Origin of the sequence: Candidatus Centipeda massiliensis, assembly GCF_900290285.1 — a bacterium.
In the GTDB taxonomy this organism is placed as follows: domain Bacteria; phylum Bacillota; class Negativicutes; order Selenomonadales; family Selenomonadaceae; genus Centipeda; species Centipeda massiliensis.
Genome location: NZ_LT985758.1, coordinates 128,846 through 147,826, shown reverse-complemented (window position 1 = coordinate 147,826; position 18,981 = coordinate 128,846). Strand labels below are relative to the sequence as shown.

The 18,981-nt window shown below is 53.9% G+C and carries 16 protein-coding genes; 2 read left to right on the top strand and 14 right to left on the bottom strand.

Annotated features, from left to right (window positions below):
* The 11 genes from C8273_RS12680 to trmD all read right to left on the bottom strand — a co-directional run.
* Nucleotides 1-764 (bottom strand): hypothetical protein (locus C8273_RS12680; protein WP_199821106.1); only part of this gene is annotated, 764 nt, incomplete at its 3' end.
* Nucleotides 765-1,138: 374 nt separating this feature from the next.
* Entirely contained in the window at nucleotides 1,139-3,370 is a 2,232-nt protein-coding gene (locus C8273_RS12120; RefSeq protein WP_106627957.1) for a RelA/SpoT family protein, read from the bottom strand.
* Nucleotides 3,371-5,350: a single-stranded-DNA-specific exonuclease RecJ gene (recJ, locus tag C8273_RS12115; RefSeq protein ID WP_106627956.1), complete on the bottom strand. Its 1,980-nt coding sequence runs from the start codon at nucleotides 5,348-5,350 to the stop codon at nucleotides 3,371-3,373.
* Nucleotides 5,351-5,400: 50 nt separating this feature from the next.
* On the bottom strand, nucleotides 5,401-6,318 hold the full coding sequence (secF, locus tag C8273_RS12110) for a protein translocase subunit SecF (protein WP_106627955.1): 918 nt from the start codon (nucleotides 6,316-6,318) through the stop codon (nucleotides 5,401-5,403).
* Entirely contained in the window at nucleotides 6,311-7,543 is a 1,233-nt protein-coding gene (gene secD / locus C8273_RS12105) for a protein translocase subunit SecD (protein ID WP_106627954.1), read from the bottom strand. The genes secF and secD overlap by 8 nt, the downstream gene beginning before the upstream one ends.
* A 33-nt stretch (nucleotides 7,544-7,576) precedes the next feature.
* Complete coding sequence (locus tag C8273_RS12100; RefSeq protein WP_106627953.1) at nucleotides 7,577-8,182, bottom strand: 5-formyltetrahydrofolate cyclo-ligase; 606 nt, start codon at nucleotides 8,180-8,182, stop codon at nucleotides 7,577-7,579.
* 8 nt (nucleotides 8,183-8,190) lie between these two features.
* Nucleotides 8,191-8,475 carry a preprotein translocase subunit YajC gene (gene yajC / locus C8273_RS12095; protein ID WP_106627952.1) on the bottom strand — a complete coding sequence of 95 codons (285 nt, stop codon included), beginning with the start codon at nucleotides 8,473-8,475 and terminating at the stop codon, nucleotides 8,191-8,193.
* A 26-nt stretch (nucleotides 8,476-8,501) separates the two neighbouring features.
* Nucleotides 8,502-9,623 (bottom strand): tRNA guanosine(34) transglycosylase Tgt, encoded by a 1,122-nt coding sequence (gene tgt / locus C8273_RS12090; protein WP_106627951.1) that lies wholly within the window; start codon nucleotides 9,621-9,623, stop codon nucleotides 8,502-8,504.
* A 297-nt stretch (nucleotides 9,624-9,920) separates the two neighbouring features.
* Nucleotides 9,921-10,781, bottom strand: a complete 861-nt coding sequence (locus C8273_RS12085) for a shikimate dehydrogenase (protein WP_106627950.1) — start codon at nucleotides 10,779-10,781, stop codon at nucleotides 9,921-9,923.
* Nucleotides 10,782-10,797: 16 nt separating this feature from the next.
* A complete protein-coding gene (locus C8273_RS12080; RefSeq protein ID WP_106627949.1) occupies nucleotides 10,798-12,255 on the bottom strand; it encodes a nicotinate phosphoribosyltransferase in 1,458 nt (485 codons plus the stop codon).
* Between the two features lie 84 nt (nucleotides 12,256-12,339).
* On the bottom strand, nucleotides 12,340-13,080 hold the full coding sequence (gene trmD / locus C8273_RS12075; protein ID WP_106627948.1) for a tRNA (guanosine(37)-N1)-methyltransferase TrmD: 741 nt from the start codon (nucleotides 13,078-13,080) through the stop codon (nucleotides 12,340-12,342).
* Between the two features lie 143 nt (nucleotides 13,081-13,223).
* On the opposite strand from trmD, the gene C8273_RS12070 reads away from it, so the two are divergent.
* Complete coding sequence (locus tag C8273_RS12070; protein ID WP_106627947.1) at nucleotides 13,224-14,003, top strand: DUF4931 domain-containing protein; 780 nt, start codon at nucleotides 13,224-13,226, stop codon at nucleotides 14,001-14,003.
* Nucleotides 14,000-14,884, top strand: coding sequence for a transglycosylase domain-containing protein (locus C8273_RS12065; protein WP_106627946.1), 885 nt, complete (start codon nucleotides 14,000-14,002; stop codon nucleotides 14,882-14,884). Before C8273_RS12070 ends, C8273_RS12065 begins: the two co-directional genes overlap by 4 nt.
* A gap of 6 nt (nucleotides 14,885-14,890) precedes the next feature.
* On the opposite strand, the gene C8273_RS12060 is transcribed toward C8273_RS12065, so the two are convergent.
* The 3 genes from C8273_RS12060 to minE all read right to left on the bottom strand — a co-directional run bounded on the left by C8273_RS12060 (nucleotide 14,891) and on the right by minE (nucleotide 18,969).
* Nucleotides 14,891-17,503, bottom strand: coding sequence for a TIGR03960 family B12-binding radical SAM protein (locus C8273_RS12060; RefSeq protein ID WP_106627945.1), 2,613 nt, complete (start codon nucleotides 17,501-17,503; stop codon nucleotides 14,891-14,893).
* Nucleotides 17,504-17,578: 75 nt separating this feature from the next.
* Nucleotides 17,579-18,685: a rod shape-determining protein RodA gene (rodA, locus tag C8273_RS12055; protein WP_106627944.1), complete on the bottom strand. Its 1,107-nt coding sequence runs from the start codon at nucleotides 18,683-18,685 to the stop codon at nucleotides 17,579-17,581.
* Entirely contained in the window at nucleotides 18,682-18,969 is a 288-nt protein-coding gene (gene minE / locus C8273_RS12050) for a cell division topological specificity factor MinE (RefSeq protein WP_106627943.1), read from the bottom strand. The genes rodA and minE overlap by 4 nt, the downstream gene beginning before the upstream one ends.
* Between the last annotated feature and the right edge of the window lie 12 nt (nucleotides 18,970-18,981).

The following is an 18,981-nucleotide window of genomic DNA, read 5'->3' as shown; positions in this document are numbered from 1 at the left end:
AATTTGTTCAACAAACGGTGGGCTTCCTCCGATGGTGAAGCGTCGACAGTTCTATGACTCCATTGCCGCGACTGCTTAAGCATTCGTTTCCTTGTGAGAAATTTGTCAACTGTTCTTGACAATATCACATTGCCCCAGTCATAAGCATCCCCAAATGATGTGCTCAACATTACATCTCCTGAGTTAATTGCCGAACTCAGGACAAACTTCATCTTTTCAAAATTATGAACTCCATTATTGACAGTATTACCACTTGCCGTTACTTTCAACGTGTTCCCTGTCTTTACGTCTGCACTGGCATTGGCACTTCTGCCACCATATACATATCCCCCCCATCCTAGGGAATCCGTAAATCCATTTAATGTGACAGTATTATTTGTAGCATTGCCATTAGCTGTATATCCACCATATAGATAGCTATAACCTGATCCAGTAGCAAGTACTCCACTCACCACCAACTCATTATTTGTGGCATTGCCTGTCGATGATTGATTATACCCACCATAAAGGGTTTTGCCGAGCACGTTGATTCCAGTCACACTCAGCTTGTTATTCGTTACATCCCCCGTCCCTGCCGGAGGTATATATCCACCTGCAAGGGGATTCGGATACGGCGTGGGCGTCGAACTATCAATCGTCACGTCGCCGCCCGTCACATCCGCAGCAGATATGTATTTTAAATCTGAAAAGAGTGTCCCTCCCGCGGACAGAGCGAACGCAACGAGAAGTGACAGCTGTCGTTTGTTTTTCCATTCCTTTAACATGACGATCCCCTCCATGTTATTCCGTTCCAACCTATAGCTATTCTATAGTACTATAATCCCAACTATACTCTTCCTCTCATCTCGTGTCAATATGATCTTATGACTTGTGTCATTTCATTTTCTGTGTTCTTATGTGAGCGCAATGCCGTACGTTTCTTCCCCATAATAAAAAAAGGGGGGCGCACGAACGCCCCCTATCGGCTCGCTGCGCTCGCCACTTCCCCCGCTCTAGCTGGGGAAGCTAAGATGCCATAATCATAGGTCAGTCTGTTGGCAAAGTACGCGAGCCACCGCTCCTTCTTCGATGATTCGCGTATCGTCTTATGCGAGGCTTTGATGTACTTTGGGATTTCAATAAATCGTGAAGCGATTCCTTACACATCCCCATCTGGGAGCGCGGAGTTGCCAAGTGTGCGTGTAACGCGATAGACATCCTTGAGCAGGCGCATTTTCGTCATGACCTGCGTGATCTGATCGATGTTGCTGACATTCAGCCCAAGAAGGACGGTCGAGGTTTTGTTCCGCCGATTTGGTGTTGCATTGACCGTGTGGATGTTGACCTTCATCTCGGCAGGTACAGCCAAGAGTTCGGCGAGCATTCCGTTGCGGTCATTGCATATGATCTCAATGCCGACAGTGTACTCTTTGTCGAGTCCGATATCCCAGCTCACCTCAATCACGCGTGTGAACTCCGTATCGTTGAGGACGTTCGGGCAGTCGGAGCGATGTACGGAGACACCGCGTCCGCGCGTGATGTACCCCGTAATCGGATCGCCGGGAATGGGGTTGCAGCAGCGTGCGAGGCGCACGAGATAGCCGCCCTCCCCCTCGACGAGGACACCGTGACTCGCCTTCTTGCGCTTCCCCCTGCGCGGAGCCTTAAGTTCGGAGAGCATCTGTGAGACTTCGGGGGGCGTGCTGTCCTTGATGGACTGCTGATGCAGCTCGATGAGCTTCGTCATGACACCGCGCAGGGTCACACCGCCGTAGCCAAGTGCAGCGAGCAGATCGTCCTCACTCTGCACGTTGAGTTTTTCAGCGACCTTGCCAAGTCGACCTCCCGCAATCAATTCTTTGGGGGCGTAACCCAGGCGCTTTGCCTCATCACGGATGAGATTCATGCCGCGTTCGACATTCTCCTCGCGGTTCTCCTTCTTAAACCACGCGCGTATCTTGCTGCGCGTGGCGGAGGAAGCGACCGTGTTCAGCCAGTCCGGACTCGGACCGTTGCTCGCCTTGTTCGTGACGATGGATACGATGTCGCCATTCTTGAGTTTGTATTCGAGCGGTACAATCTTTCCGTTGACCTTTGCACCAACACAGTGATGTCCAATCTCCGTGTGGATGTGATAGGCGAAGTCGATGGGATTCGACCCCTTCGGCAGATCAATGACATCACCGCGCGGTGTAAAGACAAAGACCTCGTCGGAGAACACATCCAGTTTCAGAGCCTCGAAGAATTCCTTGGGATCGTCGTATTCCTTTTGCAGACTGACCATTTGGCGCAGCCATGACATCTTTTGATCGTTTTCATCGGTCACACCGATGCTCCGCCCCGCCTCCTTGTACTTCCAATGCGCGGCAATGCCGAACTCGGATACCTGGTGCATCGCCTTCGTGCGAATCTGGATCTCGAGCGGATCGCCGTGTGTCATGACGGTTGTATGGAGCGACTGATAGCCGTTGGATTTTGGCATAGCAATGTAATCTTTGAACCTGCCTGGGATAGGCTTCCACATCGCGTGAATGACGCCGAGCACACCATAACAGTCTTTGACGGAGGAAACGAGTACGCGTACGGCAGAGAGGTCATAGATCTCATTGACACTCTTGTTGTCGCGCTTCATCTTTCGATAGATGCTGTAAAAATGCTTCGCCCGTCCCTTGATATCCGCTTCAATCCCTGCTGCTTCGAGCTTTTCGCGTATTTGCAGAATGGACTCCCGTATGAACTCCTGCCGCTCTTTCCGCTTGTGCTTGACCTCCTCTACGAGGGCATAGTACGCCTCTGGCTCAAGATAGCGCAGACAGAGATCCTCAAGTTCCACTTTGATACTCGAAATACCAAGTCGATTGGCAAGCGGTGCATAGACCTCGATGGTCTCCTTTGCGATGCGATGGCGTTTGTCCTCGCGCATATACTTCAGTGTCCGCATGTTATGCAAACGGTCAGCAAGCTTTATCATGATAACGCGGATATCCTTTGCCATTGCAAGGAACATCTTGCGGTAGTTCTCTAGCTTGACATCCTCCTTGGACATATACTCGATGCGCCCAAGCTTCGTCACGCCGTCGATGAGTGCCATGATGTTTTTGCCGAACTCCGCCTCCATCTCCTCCAGTGTTGCGCAGGTATCCTCCACAACATCGTGCAGAAGTGCCGCACAGATCGTCTCATCGTCAAGATGAAGCCCTGTGAGGATGTATGCGACATTGAGCGGGTGAATGATGTAGGCGTCTCCCGAGATACGCACCTGTCCGCGATGCGCCTTCTCCGCACAATCGTACGCCTTTTTGATCTTATCAACGTTTGCGTCCGCCTGATAGGAGCGCACCTTTTCCAATATCATAGCGAGGGTGACATCCCTCTGCACATCGTCTGACATCTATCTGTCACCCTTTCTTTCCTGATACCGACGATAGGTCGGCGCATCTGTGAGTTCCAGCCTCCCGATGGGCGGAACGAGCTGCCAGTGCCCCTCCGTCCGAGGGATGAGCAGTCCGAGTTCACGAAAGATACACAGGGAGGTCTCCATCGTATAGGATGAGATGTGCCCGTGTTCGCGTGAAAAACGACGCGTGAGCGCGATCATATTATATGGGATTCGTCCATCTGCTGTGCACAGTCCTTTTAGAAATGCGTAGACTACTTTGAGCAGTGCACGCTCTGGAAAGACGCGCTCGTGTGCGGCGGGCAGGATGGAGTCTACCATGCACTGCACGGAACGCGTTCCCTGCCATTCGTTGATACTCGGCGTATAGGAGAGGTCGCCGATCTCCTCCGTCACGATTTCTGCAAGTTCTCCGGCGTTCCAGCAAAGTGCGGCAACGCGATGCTCCCGCGTACCGACCTCCATGCGCAGGTGCCGCCCCTCCGCTCCGATTGCCGCGGCCGTCTGTGGGCGGAGATTCCGCACACCAAAGATAGGACGCGGATTCCCCATGCCATACGGCTCAAGGAGTGCCAACTCCTCGACCGCTGCAAGCGTCCAATCCGCAGGAGCGACGAGAGCTTCAATGGAAATTTTCGGTGTGAAATCCTCGATCGCCATGCGTGTATCTACATAGTTCGCGAATGCACGGCGAAAATCCTCTATGCGGTCACGCGCAAGTGTCAGTCCCGCTGCCATCTCATGTCCGCCAAACTGAATCAGTGTATCTCTGCACGCAGCAAGTGCCTCATAGATGTGAAGCCCCGCGATACTGCGGCAGGATCCCTTGTAGATATCGCCCTGCCGCGTGAGTACAATGCTCGGGCGATAGTATTTTTCAACAAGACGGGATGCTACAATACCGATCACACCCGCATTCCAGTCCTCGCCCGCAACGACAATCGCAGGTACATCGGGCGTAAAGTCCGTAAGATAAACCTCTGCCTCTGCAAGGATCCGCTGTTCTAGATCACGCCGCTCTGTATTGAGTGCGTTCAGTTCGCCTGCGAGGCGATCCGCAGCCCGCCTGTCCTCGCTGCGAAGTAGCTCCACACCACTCCGTGCCGTCTCAATGCGTCCCGCAGCATTGAGACGCGGAGCCAGCTGGAAGCCAACCATCCCCGTATTGATCGTCTTTCCTTCGAGTCCTGAAATGCAGATCAATGCTGCAATACCATCACAGGGATGTTCCGACATACGCGCCAGTCCCATTTTGACGATCTTGCGATTCTCTCCGACGAGCGGCACGAGATCCGCAACCGTTCCAAGTGCTGCAATATCCAGATCATCCGTGTAGAGCCGCTGCTTCTCCATCTGCCAAAGCGCCTGTACGAGTTTGAAGGCGACACCGACCCCCGCGAGTTCCTTGTCCGGATAGGGGCAGTCCACACGATGCGGGTTGATCACTGCGTATGCAGACGGCAGTGCACTTCCCGGGAGATGGTGATCGGTGATGATAACGTCCATCCCCGCATCCAATTCCGCAACTGTCTCCACGGACGCAATTCCGCAGTCAACGGTAATGAGCAGGTTGCACCCCTCTGCGGCGAGCTGCTCAAGTGCCCTGCCGTTGAGACCATACCCCTCCGTGAAGCGGTTCGGAATATAGTAGGCGACTCTGCCTCCGAGTGCGCGAATATTCTTCATAAGCAGTGTGGTCGAGGTCATCCCGTCCACGTCGTAATCCCCATAGACGACAATCTGCTCCCCGGCGTGAATCGCGTGCAAAATGCGCCGCACAGCTTTCTCCATATCTCTCATGAGAAAAGGATCATGAAACTGCTCCTTCTCTGGATGCAGAAAAGCCTGTGCAGCTTTTGCCGAACGTATCCCTCTATTCCAGAGAATCTGTCCAATGAGCGGTGCAGTTCCAATTTCTCGTGCGAGTGCGTCTCCCTCCGCCGTTTTTTCCCGTACAACCCATTCTTTCAGCATGGCTCCCCCTATAACAGCAAAAGAGCCTGTCCTTGGACAGGCTCTCTTCTTTACCCCTCCACCGCTGCGGGTTTTGCGGCAGGGCGCCGCTCCGTACGATTGCGCAGCTCAATCCAAAGCTGGCTTGCAATGAAGATGGAAGAGTAGCAGCCGCTCGCAAAGCCGACGAGAAGCGCGAACGCAAAGTCCTTCGTCGTCTCGCCGCCAAACCAGTAAAGCGCGAATGTCGTGAACAAGACCGTGAATACCGTATAAAGCGAGCGCGTCAGCGTTTGATAGATGGAGCGGTTGACAAGCTCGTTCACATCGCCGCCGCGGCGGAAATGAAGCTTCAAGTTCTCACGGATACGGTCAAAGATGACGATGGTATCATTGATGGAATAACCCACGATCGTTAAAAGTGCCGCAATGAAGGAAGAATCAATCTGACGTTGGGTCAATGAGAACACTGCCAGTACGATGATGATGTCGTGGATCAGCGCAAGCACCGCCGACACACCAAAGCGCCACTCAAAACGATAGGCGACGTACAGAATGATAAGTGCCCACGAGATCACAAGTGCAAGGACGGCGTTCGTGATCAACTCACCGCCGATGGTCGCACCGACCTTCTCCTCGCGGAGAACCGTATATGATCCGACATCCTGTGTCAGTGATGCCATGACCTCCTTCCGCTGATTTTCCTCAAGATCAACGGTACGAATCATGACATTCTCGGAGGACTCGACGCCGGACTCTGCACCCGCGAGCTGGATTGTACTCCCATCGAGTCCATATTTTGCAAGGCTTGAACGCACATCGGTAAGCGTCACAGGCTGCGCAAAACGCAGATCAATGATCGTACCGCCTGTAAAGTCAATGCCGAAATTAAAGCCACGCACCCCCATGCAGATAAAGCCGGGAATGATGAGAACAAGAGAGAGCAGGAACCAGATTTTCCGATGTCCCGCAATGTCAAATTTAGGCATTCTTCTCAGCCCCCTTCTTTTTAGTGCCCAGCATAAAGCCATTCGCACCGTAGAGCGACGGACTGTCGGAGAGCTTCGAGTTAATCATCAGCTTCAAGAGATACTGCGTCAATGTAATCGCCGTAAACATCGAGAGCATCGTGCCAACGCCCAGCGTAATGGCAAAGCCGCGGATCGTTCCCGTTCCAAGGAAGAAGAGGACGCCCGCTGCAATCAACGTCGTGACGTTCGAGTCAAAGATCGTCGTGAACGCACGCGAAAAACCTGCATCCATCGCAAGGCGCAAAGATTTTTGATTGATCTGATACTCTTCCTTGAAATGCTCGAAGATGAGCACGTTTGCATCGACCGCCATGCCGATGGAGAGGATGATTCCTGCTACCCCCGGCAAGGTCAGCGTTGCATCCATCAGATAAAGAATGCCAAGCAACAGTATTGTATACGCCATCAGTGCAACGTCTGCAATAAAACCGGACAGTCGATAGAAGAAGATCATAAAGATGACGACTGCACCAAGACCTATCACAAAGGCGAATTGGGACTTGTCCTTCGAGTCCTGTCCGAGCGTCGGACCAACTGTGCGCGTTTCGATAATCTCCACCTTGACAGGCAATGCGCCGCTGCGCAGGACGACCGCAAGGTTCTGTGCCTCCTCAAGGGTTTTTTGCCCTGTGATCTCCGCGCGTCCACCGAGGATTGGCTCACGCACATTTGGTGCGGTCAATACCTCGCCGTCAAGGAGAATTGCGATGGTACGACCGACGTTCTTCATTGTGAGGTCGGCAAATTTCTGTGCCCCTTCATCCGAGAATTCGAGATTGACAACATTCTGCCCCGTCTGCGGATTCGTCGAAGCCTGTGCGTCCTTCAGATCCGTTCCGGTCAGTACCGTATGCCCGTCCTCGTCGCGGAATTCGAGCATCGCCGTCTTGCCGATCGTACGGATCGCCGCATCGGGATCCTTGATCCCCGGCAGCTCGATGATAACACGCCGCTCTCCCTCACGCTGAATGATCGGCTCGGTGAGTCCGAGCGAGTTGACGCGCTTTTCCATGATCGTAACAACACGGTTCATCGCATCGTCATTGACTTGCGCCTGCTCCGTATCGACGGCCTCCAGAACGACGTGCGTTCCGCCTTGCAGGTCAAGTCCCTGCCGGATCGAACTCGCAAGCGGCTGAACGAGGAAAAAAAACGCACCTATGATGATAGCAACTGCAATCACCAGCTTTAACAGACTATGTTGTCTCAACAGTCCTCACACCTCTTCCTTAAGGTCTTTTATCTTGCAGAAAATCCTGCGACACTCCGTCAGTATAATGTCGACACGGGCATCCTGCATACCCATGGGAACATCAGGGACGATTTGAAAATCAAAGGCAAGTACGAGGCGGACAGCATCTACTGCACGGGGCAAAAAACGATCATAATAGCCGCCGCCAAGCCCCAGCCGTCCGCCGCTTTCATCAAATGCCGCCCCCGGAACGATGATGACATCGATCTCCTCCGGCGGAATGATGGCACCGCGCGCCGGATCGGGCGTCAAGATGCCAAATGCACCGTCGATCAGCGCATCCATAGCGGGCAGCGCCCGTGCCTCCATCACGCCCCTGCCTACGATCTCGGGGAGAACAATACGCCGTCCCTCTTCAAGCAGCGTTTCCATCAGCGGATAGAGATCGATCTCCTCCTCCGTAGAAGCGTAGAGCATGATTGTCCGTGCCTCTTGCAGCACCGCCTGTTGCCGTACGCACCTGCAGATCGTGTCGCTCGCGCGTGCGCGTTCCTCTGCTGAATATGTGCGGCGACGGGCAAGCATCTCCCGCCGCAGGGTCTTTTTTGCGGCAAGCATATCTCCTGCCATGGATCGTATTACTCCTGATCCGGCGTATTCACAGCACTGATCGCCGAGCGCTCAAAGACAATACTGACACCATCTGCGACACGCAGCGTTACCGTCTTATCGTTGAGCGCCGTGATCTTGCCGTGCATACCGCCGAGCGTGATGATCTCATCGCCGATCTTGAGTGCACCGAGCATTGCCTCACGCTTCTTCTGCGCCTGCTTCTGCGGACGGTAGAGGAGAAAATAAAAGAAGAGCACCAATATGACAATGGGTCCCCACGAACTCAACTGTGCCATCATTTCTGCATCCATAAATACAGCTCCTTCATTCAATAAGATTATTTTTTATGATAATTATTCATAAACTCCTGATAAAATGCGGGGAACGTGCCCGCGATGATCGCTGCACGCATACGCCGCATAAACTCCTGCAAAAAATAGAGATTGTGCAGGGTCAAAAGGCGCAGACCAAAGATCTCCTCCGCACGCACGAGATGGCGAATGTATGCCCGTGTATAGCCATTGCGGCACGCATAGCATTCGCAGCCCTCTTCGAGTACCGTATGATCGTGCGTATGCACCGCATTCTTCATCACGAGCCGTCCCGTCCACGTCATTGCCATTCCGTTGCGTGCCACACGCGTCGGGAATACGCAGTCAAACATGTCAATGCCGTGCCGCACTCCCGTGAGAAGGTAGTCCGGCGTCCCGACGCCCATGAGATAGCGCGGCTTGTTCTCCGGCAGCAACTCCACCGTATAGGAGAGAATCTCCTCCATCAGCTCATGCGGCTCGCCGACACTCAACCCTCCGATCGCATATCCCGGCAGATCGAGTTCCGTTGCCTCGGCAGCGTGCCACGCACGCAGATCGCGGTACATGCCCCCCTGCACAATACCGAAAAGTCCCTGCCCCTCGGCATCCGCCATTGCGTCACGGCAGCGCACAAGCCAGCGCTGTGTGCGTTCCGTCGATGCCTTCGCATAGGCGTGATCGGCGGGATACGGGATGCACTCGTCGAATGCCATAACGATGTCCGAGCCGAGATATTTCTGCACCTCCATCGACACCTCGGGCGATAGGAATTTCTTCGAGCCATCGATGTGCGAACGGAATGTCGCTCCCTCCTCGGTGATCTTCCTCAGATCGCCGAGGCTGAATACTTGGAAACCGCCGCTGTCCGTGAGGATGGCGCCGTCCCAGTGCATGAATGCATGCAGTCCGCCCGCCTCCCTCACCAGCTCCATGCCGGGACGAAGGAAGAGATGATAGGTATTGCTGAGGATGATTCCTGCGCCGAGATCGTGCAGCTCATCCGGGGATACGCCCTTGACCGTTGCCTGCGTGCCCACAGGCATGAAAATGGGCGTTGGGAAACTCCCATGCGGCGTGTGAATCACGCCTGCACGCGCGCCCGTCGCCTCATCTTTGCGAATCAGTTCATACGTAATCGCTGCCAATCATACCCCCCTCTCAAAACACACTGTATCATACCACAAAAGGGAAAGATTTTCAAAACCCGAATTATGTCGGCTATGATAAAAGTTACGGACAAAAGAAAATGCAGTACTCCTAAGCAAACCCTAGTGGAGCAAGCGGCGTAGAGTGTGCGACCCGCCCCCTGCGGATTTTAATCGTTCAAGCGCAGCGCGTTTGGAATCCGCAGGTATTTAGGCGGACGAGCACACGTCCGCTTGCGTAACGAGGGTTCTGCGTGGAGTACGCAGCGCAAATCCGTAACAGTTTCCATAGACCCTTTATGTCCTGCGTGCAAGTTCTTCACGCAGGACACGTTTCATCAACGCAGTATCAGGGCGCACACCCGTCCAGAGGAAGAACGCCTCCGCACCCTGCGCCACGAGCATTGTCTCCCCGTTGATCGTCACATGTCCGCGCGCCGCCGCCTCCCGCAGGAACCGCGTCTCAGCGGGCGTATAGATAAGATCATAGACCACCGCGGACGGCTTCAGTGCCGTGATATCCACGGGCGGCATCTCCTCCACATGGGGCATCATGCCAAGCGGTGTCGTCTGCACAACAATGTCAGCAGCCCCCATGGCGGAAATAAACGCCGGATCATCAAAGGACAGCGCCCGCACGTCTCCATTCGCTGCGAAATCCTTGCAGAGTGCCGCGCCCTTTGCCGGATTGCGCACACCGATCACAACGGAGGAAACATGACTTTGCAAAAGTCCCCAAAGTGCCGCGCGCGCCGCACCGCCCGCACCGATCATGACGGCACTTTTACCTGCAAGTACAACGTCGCGCTCCGCAAATCCTGCAAGAAAGCCCATCACGTCCGTATTGTGCCCCACAAGTCTGCTGTCTCTTTGAATGACGACCGTATTAACCGCTTGAACATGCCGCGCATCCTCGCTCAGATCGTTCATCAAATGGATCATTTCCGTTTTGAACGGAATCGTCACATTAAATCCGACCACTCCCGCATCACGCAGACCATACACCACTGAGTCAAGTGCATACGGCGAAGCGGGAAGCGCTACATAGACATAGTCAAGCCCTGCTGCACGCAGGGCTGCATTCTGTATCATTGGCGAGAGGCTGTGTCCGATGGGCGAGCCAATCACCCCCAACAACCTCGTCTTTCCTGTTATCATCCGTACCATGCCCCTCTCAGCTGTGTTTCCCGCGCATATCCTCAAGCAGCCCCATCTTGAGTTCGTAATAATCCGGGGTCATGTCAAGATAGTGACGATGCGGATTCTCGAAACGCTGTTCCTCCGGCCAGATTTCAACATCCAACTGCCTCCGGACATAGGCGCGAATTTCGTCCAGCGACGGCAGCTTCTCAATACGCTTTCCCTCACGCAGATAGAGGCGACGCAGATTCACCGCCGAAAATCCGTCAAAGAAACGATTTTTCCACGGTTTACGTGGATCAACATAGCGGAAAGGCTTTGTAAGATCAATCTTCTCTCCCCTGACGGCAATCATGTCCGCGACCGCCTTGCCGTGGCTGTCGTAAATGCGATAGAGATCCTTGCAGCCGGGATTGGTCAGCTTTTCCACATTCTCCGACATCTTGATACGCGGCACAAATACGCCGTCTTTCTCCACGCCAACCAACTTGTAGACTGCACCAAAGACGGGATCCGATTTCGCCGTGATGAGCCGCTCGCCCACGCCGAAGCTGTCCACGCACGCGCCTTGCAGCAGGAGCGAAGAAATCGTAAATTCATCGAGACTGTTCGACAGGATGATCTTGCAGTCTGTAAGACCTGCTTCATCGAGCATTGTACGGATTCGTTTCGAGAGATATGCCAGATCTCCCGAGTCGATACGCACGCCCGCAAGACGCTGTCCCTGCGGTTCGAGTACTTCATGTGCAATGCGGATCGCATTCGGAATTCCCGAATGGATGACATCATACGTATCGACGAGAAGAACCGTCGTCTGCGGGTAGAGCTGCGCATAGTTTTTGAATGCAGTGAACTCATCCTCAAAGAACATGACCCAGCTGTGTGCCATCGTTCCCGAGATGGGAATGCCGAACTGCTGCCCCGCCGAAACGGTCGCCGTCATATCGACGCCGCCAATGTATGCCGCACGCGCACCGTACGTAGCCGCATCCATATTGTGCGCACGCCGCGCACCAAAATCAGAAACACACCGTCCTTCTGCCGCACGCACAATGCGCGACGCCTTCGTCGCAATGAGGGACTGGTGATTGATCTGCGCGAGAATTGCCGTTTCAATGAGCTGTGCATCAATGATCGGCGCAACAATCGTCAGCAGCGGCTCGTCGGGATAGATGATCGTCCCCTCCGGCACAGCATAGATGTCCCCACGAAAGTGAAAGCCGCGCAGGAAAGTCAAAAACTCCTCGGAAAACAGCTTCTGCTGACGGAAATAATCAATATCCTCGTCTGAGAACGCAAGATTCTCTACAAACTCAATGACGTGCTCAAGTCCTGCAAAGACTGCATATCCGCCCCGATCAGGAACCGAGCGGAAAAAGAGGTCAAAGGCGACGCGCATATCAGCACACCGCTGATGAAAATATCCATAGGACATCGTCATCTCATAGAAATCCATCATCATCGACAAATTTCGCTTATCAAATTGTGTCACAGCTGAGTCCCCCTATCGGGCAAAAGATTGAAACAATATGCAGCTTATTATATCATTTCATCAAGATTCGCGCAAAAATAGTTTTTATCGAATTTCATTCTGTTTCGCAAGAAACATCAAATCCTGTGTCGTCAATTTCGCCATCGGCAAAAGCTCCGGACGCAAACGCAGTGTCGCGAGAAGCGACTGCTCGCGCCGCCAGCGCGCAATCGCCGCATGGTTGCCCGAGAGCAGCACCTCTGGAACTTCCTTCCCCTCAAACGTGCGCGGGCGCGTGTACTGCGGATAACCAAGCAGCGCATCAAAGAACGAATCCGTCGGTGCAGACGTATCATCGCCCAGCACGCCCGGAAGCATACGCGCTGTCGCATCCACCGTAAGCATGGCGGGAATCTCTCCGCCCGTCAGAACAAAATCTCCGACGGAAATGAGCCGGTCTGCAAGATCATAGACACGTTGATCAAATCCCTCATAATGCCCGCATATAAGGACGAGCTGGTCATACGAGGCAAGCTCCTTTGCGGTCTGCTGCGTGAACACTTTCCCCGCTGGGTCAAAGATGATGGTACAGCGCCGCGCGGCAAATGCCGCAGTCTTTGCCCAAACATCGCGCACAGCAGCATAGATTGGCTCCGGTTTCAGCACCATGCCTGCCCCACCCCCGCACGGCGTATCATCCACATGGCGATGCTTATCCGTGGAATAGTCACGAAAATTCGTGTACGCGATATCCAATATGCCGCGTTCTACGGCTCGCCCGATGATACTCGCACCAAATACACCCGTAAACATTTCCGGAAAGAGTGTCACAAGATCGATTCTCATAGGAGCTCCTTATTGTCATTGAAATTTTTCTCATTATACCATGAATACATGTGAGAATAGGGAAGCTCATACAAAATATTTTACGAATGCGCGCAGAAGATATATAATAGGGCAAGATAAGATGACAACGACGGGGAGTATTTATGGACATCAATCTTGCCCATTTCAACACGGACATTGGACGGCAGAAGCCGGAGAATATCATTCACAGCAATACGGCGTGTCCGTTTTGCGCAACGGACGAACTCACGGACATCATCGCAACGGACGGTGACATCATTCTGCTCAAAAATAAATACAATGTCATCGAGGAGGCAGATCAATTTGTTCTCATTGAGGGCAAAGACTGCGACGCCGACATACCGAGTTACAGCCGCGATCACATGCACCGCCTCATTGCGTTCGGCATGGAGCATTGGGAACAGATGCGTGCGAGCGGGAAATACGACACGGTTCTCTTCTTCAAGAACTACGGTCCCTACTCGGGCGGTACGATCCGCCACCCGCACATGCAGCTCGTCGGCTTTCCCACATTCCGGCAGGAACTTGCCTTTCGGCGCAGCGAGTTCGATGGTCTGACCGTAGATCAGCGGGACGGGGTCACACTGAACCTATCGACCGAGCCGCGCGTCGGCTTCTGGGAGCTCAACATCGTACCTGTAGATGCAGGTGCCACCGAGACGATTGCGGACTATATACAGGTCGGCGTGGATTTCTTTATGAATGCGTTCCGTCGGCCGCTCACAAGCTATAACATCTTCTTTTACAACGATGGAGACGATGTTTTCATCAAGATCATGCCCCGCTTTGCCACCTCTCCCGTCTTCATCGGCTACAACATCCGTCTCCTTCCGTCCAATCTGGCGGAGATGCGGGATCTGATGCGCGCAAAATATTTTGAAAACAATCGGAGCAGAGAATGATGGATACAGTGAACGAAACACCACCAAAGCGAAAACGACGAAGCAAAACAAGGGCACGGAAACACGGCAGCAAGAAAAAAACGCCCCGCAGATTTGGGCGTTTTTTCTTGAGTATACTGCTGTGCTTATTGCTCACCTTGTCTGGAATATTTCTTTTTGTTCCCCATGCTTGGCAAGAGGTGGGCGACCTCCTCCCCGCGCCCGAGCGGCAGCTCCCGGCGAATCAGCTGCATGAGATTCATGATCCAGATGCCGCCGAGCAGATCGCCCGCCTCCTCTTCATCCGACGCGCCGTTGAGGCACGGCTGAACCGAACGGACTATGTTCCCATTGGGCACATATCTCCCGATCTCAAGAACGCCATCGTGGCGATTGAGGATCGCCGCTTCTATGACCACTGGGGCTTTGATATGACGGGCATGGCGCGTGCGACCCTCGTCAACATACAGCATGGACGCATCGAGGAGGGCGCGAGTACGATCACACAGCAGCTCGTGAAGAATCTCTTCCTCGCAAACGAGCAGACATTTACACGCAAAGCGCAGGAGCTTTTGCTCGCCCTTGATATCGAGAATGCCTACTCCAAGGACGAAATTCTCGAAATGTATCTGAACGTCGTCTACTATGGCGCAGGATTCTATGGGATAAATGCAGCCGCCGAGGGATATTACGGCAAACCACCTGCCGCACTCAATCTGCCCGAGGCATCCATGCTCGCGGGAGTTCCGAATGCGCCCTCCGAGCTGTCCCCCTTCACCAATTTTATCGCGGCAAAGAAGCGTCAGGCTATCGTGCTCGACACGATGACCGCACAGGGACTCATTGACACACGCACCGCCGAGGACGCAAAAATGCAGCCCCTGATTTTCCGTCCGGAGTAACACTGATCATCGATCAATCAGTGCTATCCCATTGGAAAACAATCCGATGCGCGTCACATACGCTTCGTTCGGATCAATGGGAAGAGCAAAGTCTCGCACCATGAGGCTTAGAATTTCGATGGGCTTTACACTGCCCTGCGGTGTCACAAGAAGATTCATCCAAAAGGTTATGCGCCCGTTCTCCAACTGAAAGGAGACGGGCGTTTTTATGTATGCCTTCGTCTCAATCGCGCGGCTCTTCTTCGGCGTCACGCGCGCCCATACGGCACTCTCTGCCTCGTTGTAGCGGTGCACACTCGCACGCACAGGGTCCAAATCGCCCGCATAGGATATGGTGATGCGGTAACGCGCCTCATCCACATCCGCCATCAGCGCCTTGTGTTTCCCTTCCAGCATCTTGAGCCGCACGATCTGTGCTCCGCGCGGCAGATGCTTGCGCAGGCGCTCCATCACCAGAGACGGCAGCAGAGCCTCTGTCATCTCAAAGTCGACATACTCCGCGTCGCTCGCTGCACCAAGCGAGAGGGCGGAGGCGAATGCTACCTTCATGTGCGGGTTGAATCCCTCCGAGTATGCCATGGGCAGCCCCGCACGCTTGCACGCACGAACAAAGAGATTTGCGTAATCAAGATGCGAAACGTAGCGCAGCTCCTCTCCTTTCGTTATGAGACCACGATAGACAAAAAGACTGCGCTCTTTAGCGGGCTGCCCGCCCCCTGTTTCCGGCGACACAGATGTTTTCTCACACACCGCATCTGAACGCTCCGCCTCAGCACCCGCATAGTCAATGACATCCACGCCGAGCGTCGGACATATCCCACAGCCCGTGCAATGCGTTCGGCGGCAGTCCTCCGTGAGTGCAGCGGCAAGTGCCTTCTGCCACTCGGACTTCAGGAAACGTTCAAGGACACCGGGCGAGGTATGTGCCCATGGCAACGGCTCGCCGATCGTGCGCGTACGGCGGCTGTAGTATTCCCAGTCAATGCCGCAGGTCTCAAACGCCGCAAAATAGCGGCTGTCATCAAAGAGATCCGACCAGCCGTCAAACTTCGCACCTCTTTTCCACGCCTCATGGAGCACGGGTGCAAGGCGGCGGTCGCCGCGTGCAAACACGCCCTCAATGACCGAGAGACGCGCGTCATGATAGTGAAATGTGATCGAGTGATCCGTGATATGCTCCTTGAGCAGCTGCTGACGGCGCTGAAATTCCTCGATGGGCAGCTGCCCAAACCACTGGAATGGTGTATAGGGTTTCGGCACGAAACAGGAAACGGAGATCGTCACCTTACAACCACGCCGCCCACGTACCTGTGTATAGAGATCCACCACTTTCTTCGCGAGGCGTGCAATCCCGATGATATCCTCATCCGTCTCCGTCGGCAGCCCCATCATGAAATAGAGTTTCACCTGCTTCCATCCGTGACGGAATGCCGCACCGCACGCCGTGAGCAGATTCTCCTCCGTCACGCCCTTGTTGATGACATCGCGCAGACGCTGAGTGCCCGCCTCGGGTGCAAAAGTCAGTCCGGACTTTCGTACCTGCTGCATACGGTGCGCGAGATCAATCGAGAAGCTATCGATGCGCAGCGACGGCAAGGAGAAGCTGATCTTCTCCCCGGCGTTGTCCTCCATCAGATCGTCTACGAGCCGTCCGAGGCAGGAATAGTCCGCCGAGGAGAGTGAGGTGAGACTCATCTCATCGTAGCCCGACGCCTCGATCAGGCCACCCGCCATCTGCCGCAGCCGCTCCTCCGTACGCTCACGCGCAGGACGGTAGGCAATGCCCGCCTGACAGAAGCGGCAGCCGCGCGAGCAACCGCGAAACAGCTCCATCATGATACGGTTGTGTACGATGTCCATATAGGGCACAATCGGGTGCTCAACGGACATAACTGCATTCATATCGCGTACGACGCGCTTGTAAATAACAGGGCGTGCCGCAGTTTGCAGCGGGCGCAGTTCAGCAAAGTTTCCCTCCGCATCATAGATTGGCTCATAGAACGAGGGCACATAAATGCCATCAACTGCAAGCAGGCGCGTGAGAAAGCCCTTTCGCCCGCCCTCACGCCCCGCAGCATTCCATGCAATAAAGGCATCACAGATCTCAAGCACAACCTCCTCCCCCTCCCCGATTACGAAGAAGTCAAAGAAGTCAGCAATCGGCTCGACATTGTAGACACACGGTCCGCCGCCCACGACAAACGGCATATCCTCGCTGCGTTCGCGTGCATAGAGCGGAATCCCAGCAAGGTCGAGCATATTCAGCACATTCGAGTAGATCATCTCATACTGCAGAGAAAACCCAAGGAAATCAAAATCTACGATGGGGCGGCGGCTCTCAAGCGAAAAGAGAGGGATCCCCTTTTCCCGCATCTTCTCCTCCATATCGACCCATGGCGCATAGACGCGCTCTGCGGCAATATCCGCACGACGATTCAGAATCTCATAGAGAATCGCAAGCCCGAGGTTGCTCATGCCCACCTCATAGACATCGGGCAGAGCAAGTGCAAATTTGCACGCTGCGCTGTCCCACTCCTTGTGCACGGCATTCCATTCGCCGCCTGTATAGCGCGCAGGTTTCAGTACCGATTGCAGGGTACTGTGATCGAGCTGCACCATTGTTTCATTATCCCCCACATACACAGAAAAGAAAAGAGACTGCCGCTCGAAGGCGAACAGCCTCACAGAAATCCCCTAAAATAACAGTTTTTGCCGCCGCAGCTGAATGTTCAACAGGATCGCAATCGCCATGATATTCGTCGTGAGCGAACTCACGCCGTAGCTCATAAGCGGCAACGGGATCCCCGTAACAGGCATAATGCCCATTGTCATCCCGACATTGACAAGCACATGGAATGCGATCATCGACGTGATGCCGACCGCGAGAAGCCGCCCGAAGGTATCGCTTGCATCCTGTGCGATCTTAATGCCGCGCCAGAGCACGATGAGATAGAGCAGGAGCAGCACGGCACACCCGATGAAGCCAAGTTCCTCCCCCACAACGGAGAAGATGAAGTCCGTATGATTCTCCGGCAGGAAGTTCAGCTGACTCTGCGTCCCACCAAACAACCCCTTGCCAAAGAGCAGACCCGAGCCAATCGCAATCTTCGACTGGATGATGTGATAGCCTGCGCCGAGCGGATCGACATTTGGATCCATGAAGACCATGATACGCATTTTCTGATAGTCCTTTAGGAAATGCCAGAGTACAGGCATTGCCGCAAGACCAAGTCCAAAGATTCCAAAGAGAATGCGCAGACGAATCCCCGCAACAAAGACCATCCCAAAGAAAATCGCAAGAAAAACCAGTGAGGTGCCAAGGTCGGGCTGCTTCAAAACAAGCAGGAACGGAACGAGGACGTAGCCGGCAACGGGTGTCAGATCACTGAGCGAGCGTATTCTTCCGCGCTTTTCCATCAATGCGGCAAGCGCGATAATCATGATAAGCTTCGAGAACTCAGAGGGCTGTATGCTGATGGGGCCGAGTGCGATCCACCGCTGCGCTCCAAGCGCCGTCTGTCCGATCAACATGACCAGAATCAGGAGGATCAGATTGAACACATAGAAATGATTCCCGTATCGCTGCAGTATCTTGTAGTCAAAATTCATCAAGAATATGGCAAGAGCAATGTCCACGATGATTGAGATGCCCTGCCTCTGAACAAACCAATAGCGTTCCTCACTCGGCGTATTGACATGGGTTGCACTGCCAATAATGACGAGGCTCATAATGACGATTGCTGCCGTCGCCGCAATCAGCGTCAGATCCGTTCGGCGCAGGAGCCGTTTCGATAGTATCATTGTCTGTGCCTTGATAGATCGCTGCCACCGTGCTGAACGCTGACAACGGGGATGTTGACGACGAGCGCCATCGTATCATTTTCATTTTCGAGAGAAAACTCCATCTCCCGCGTATCGATATACATATATTTTGAAATAACCTGCACAATCTCTGCGCGCATATTCTCCATAATCTCCGGAGAGACATTCGCCCGATCATTGATGATAACGACCTGGAGGCGGCGGCGTGCAACATCGCCGGAGCGTTCCTTTTTGCCAAGAAGCCTTTTCAGTGCCTCAATCACGCCAACACCTCC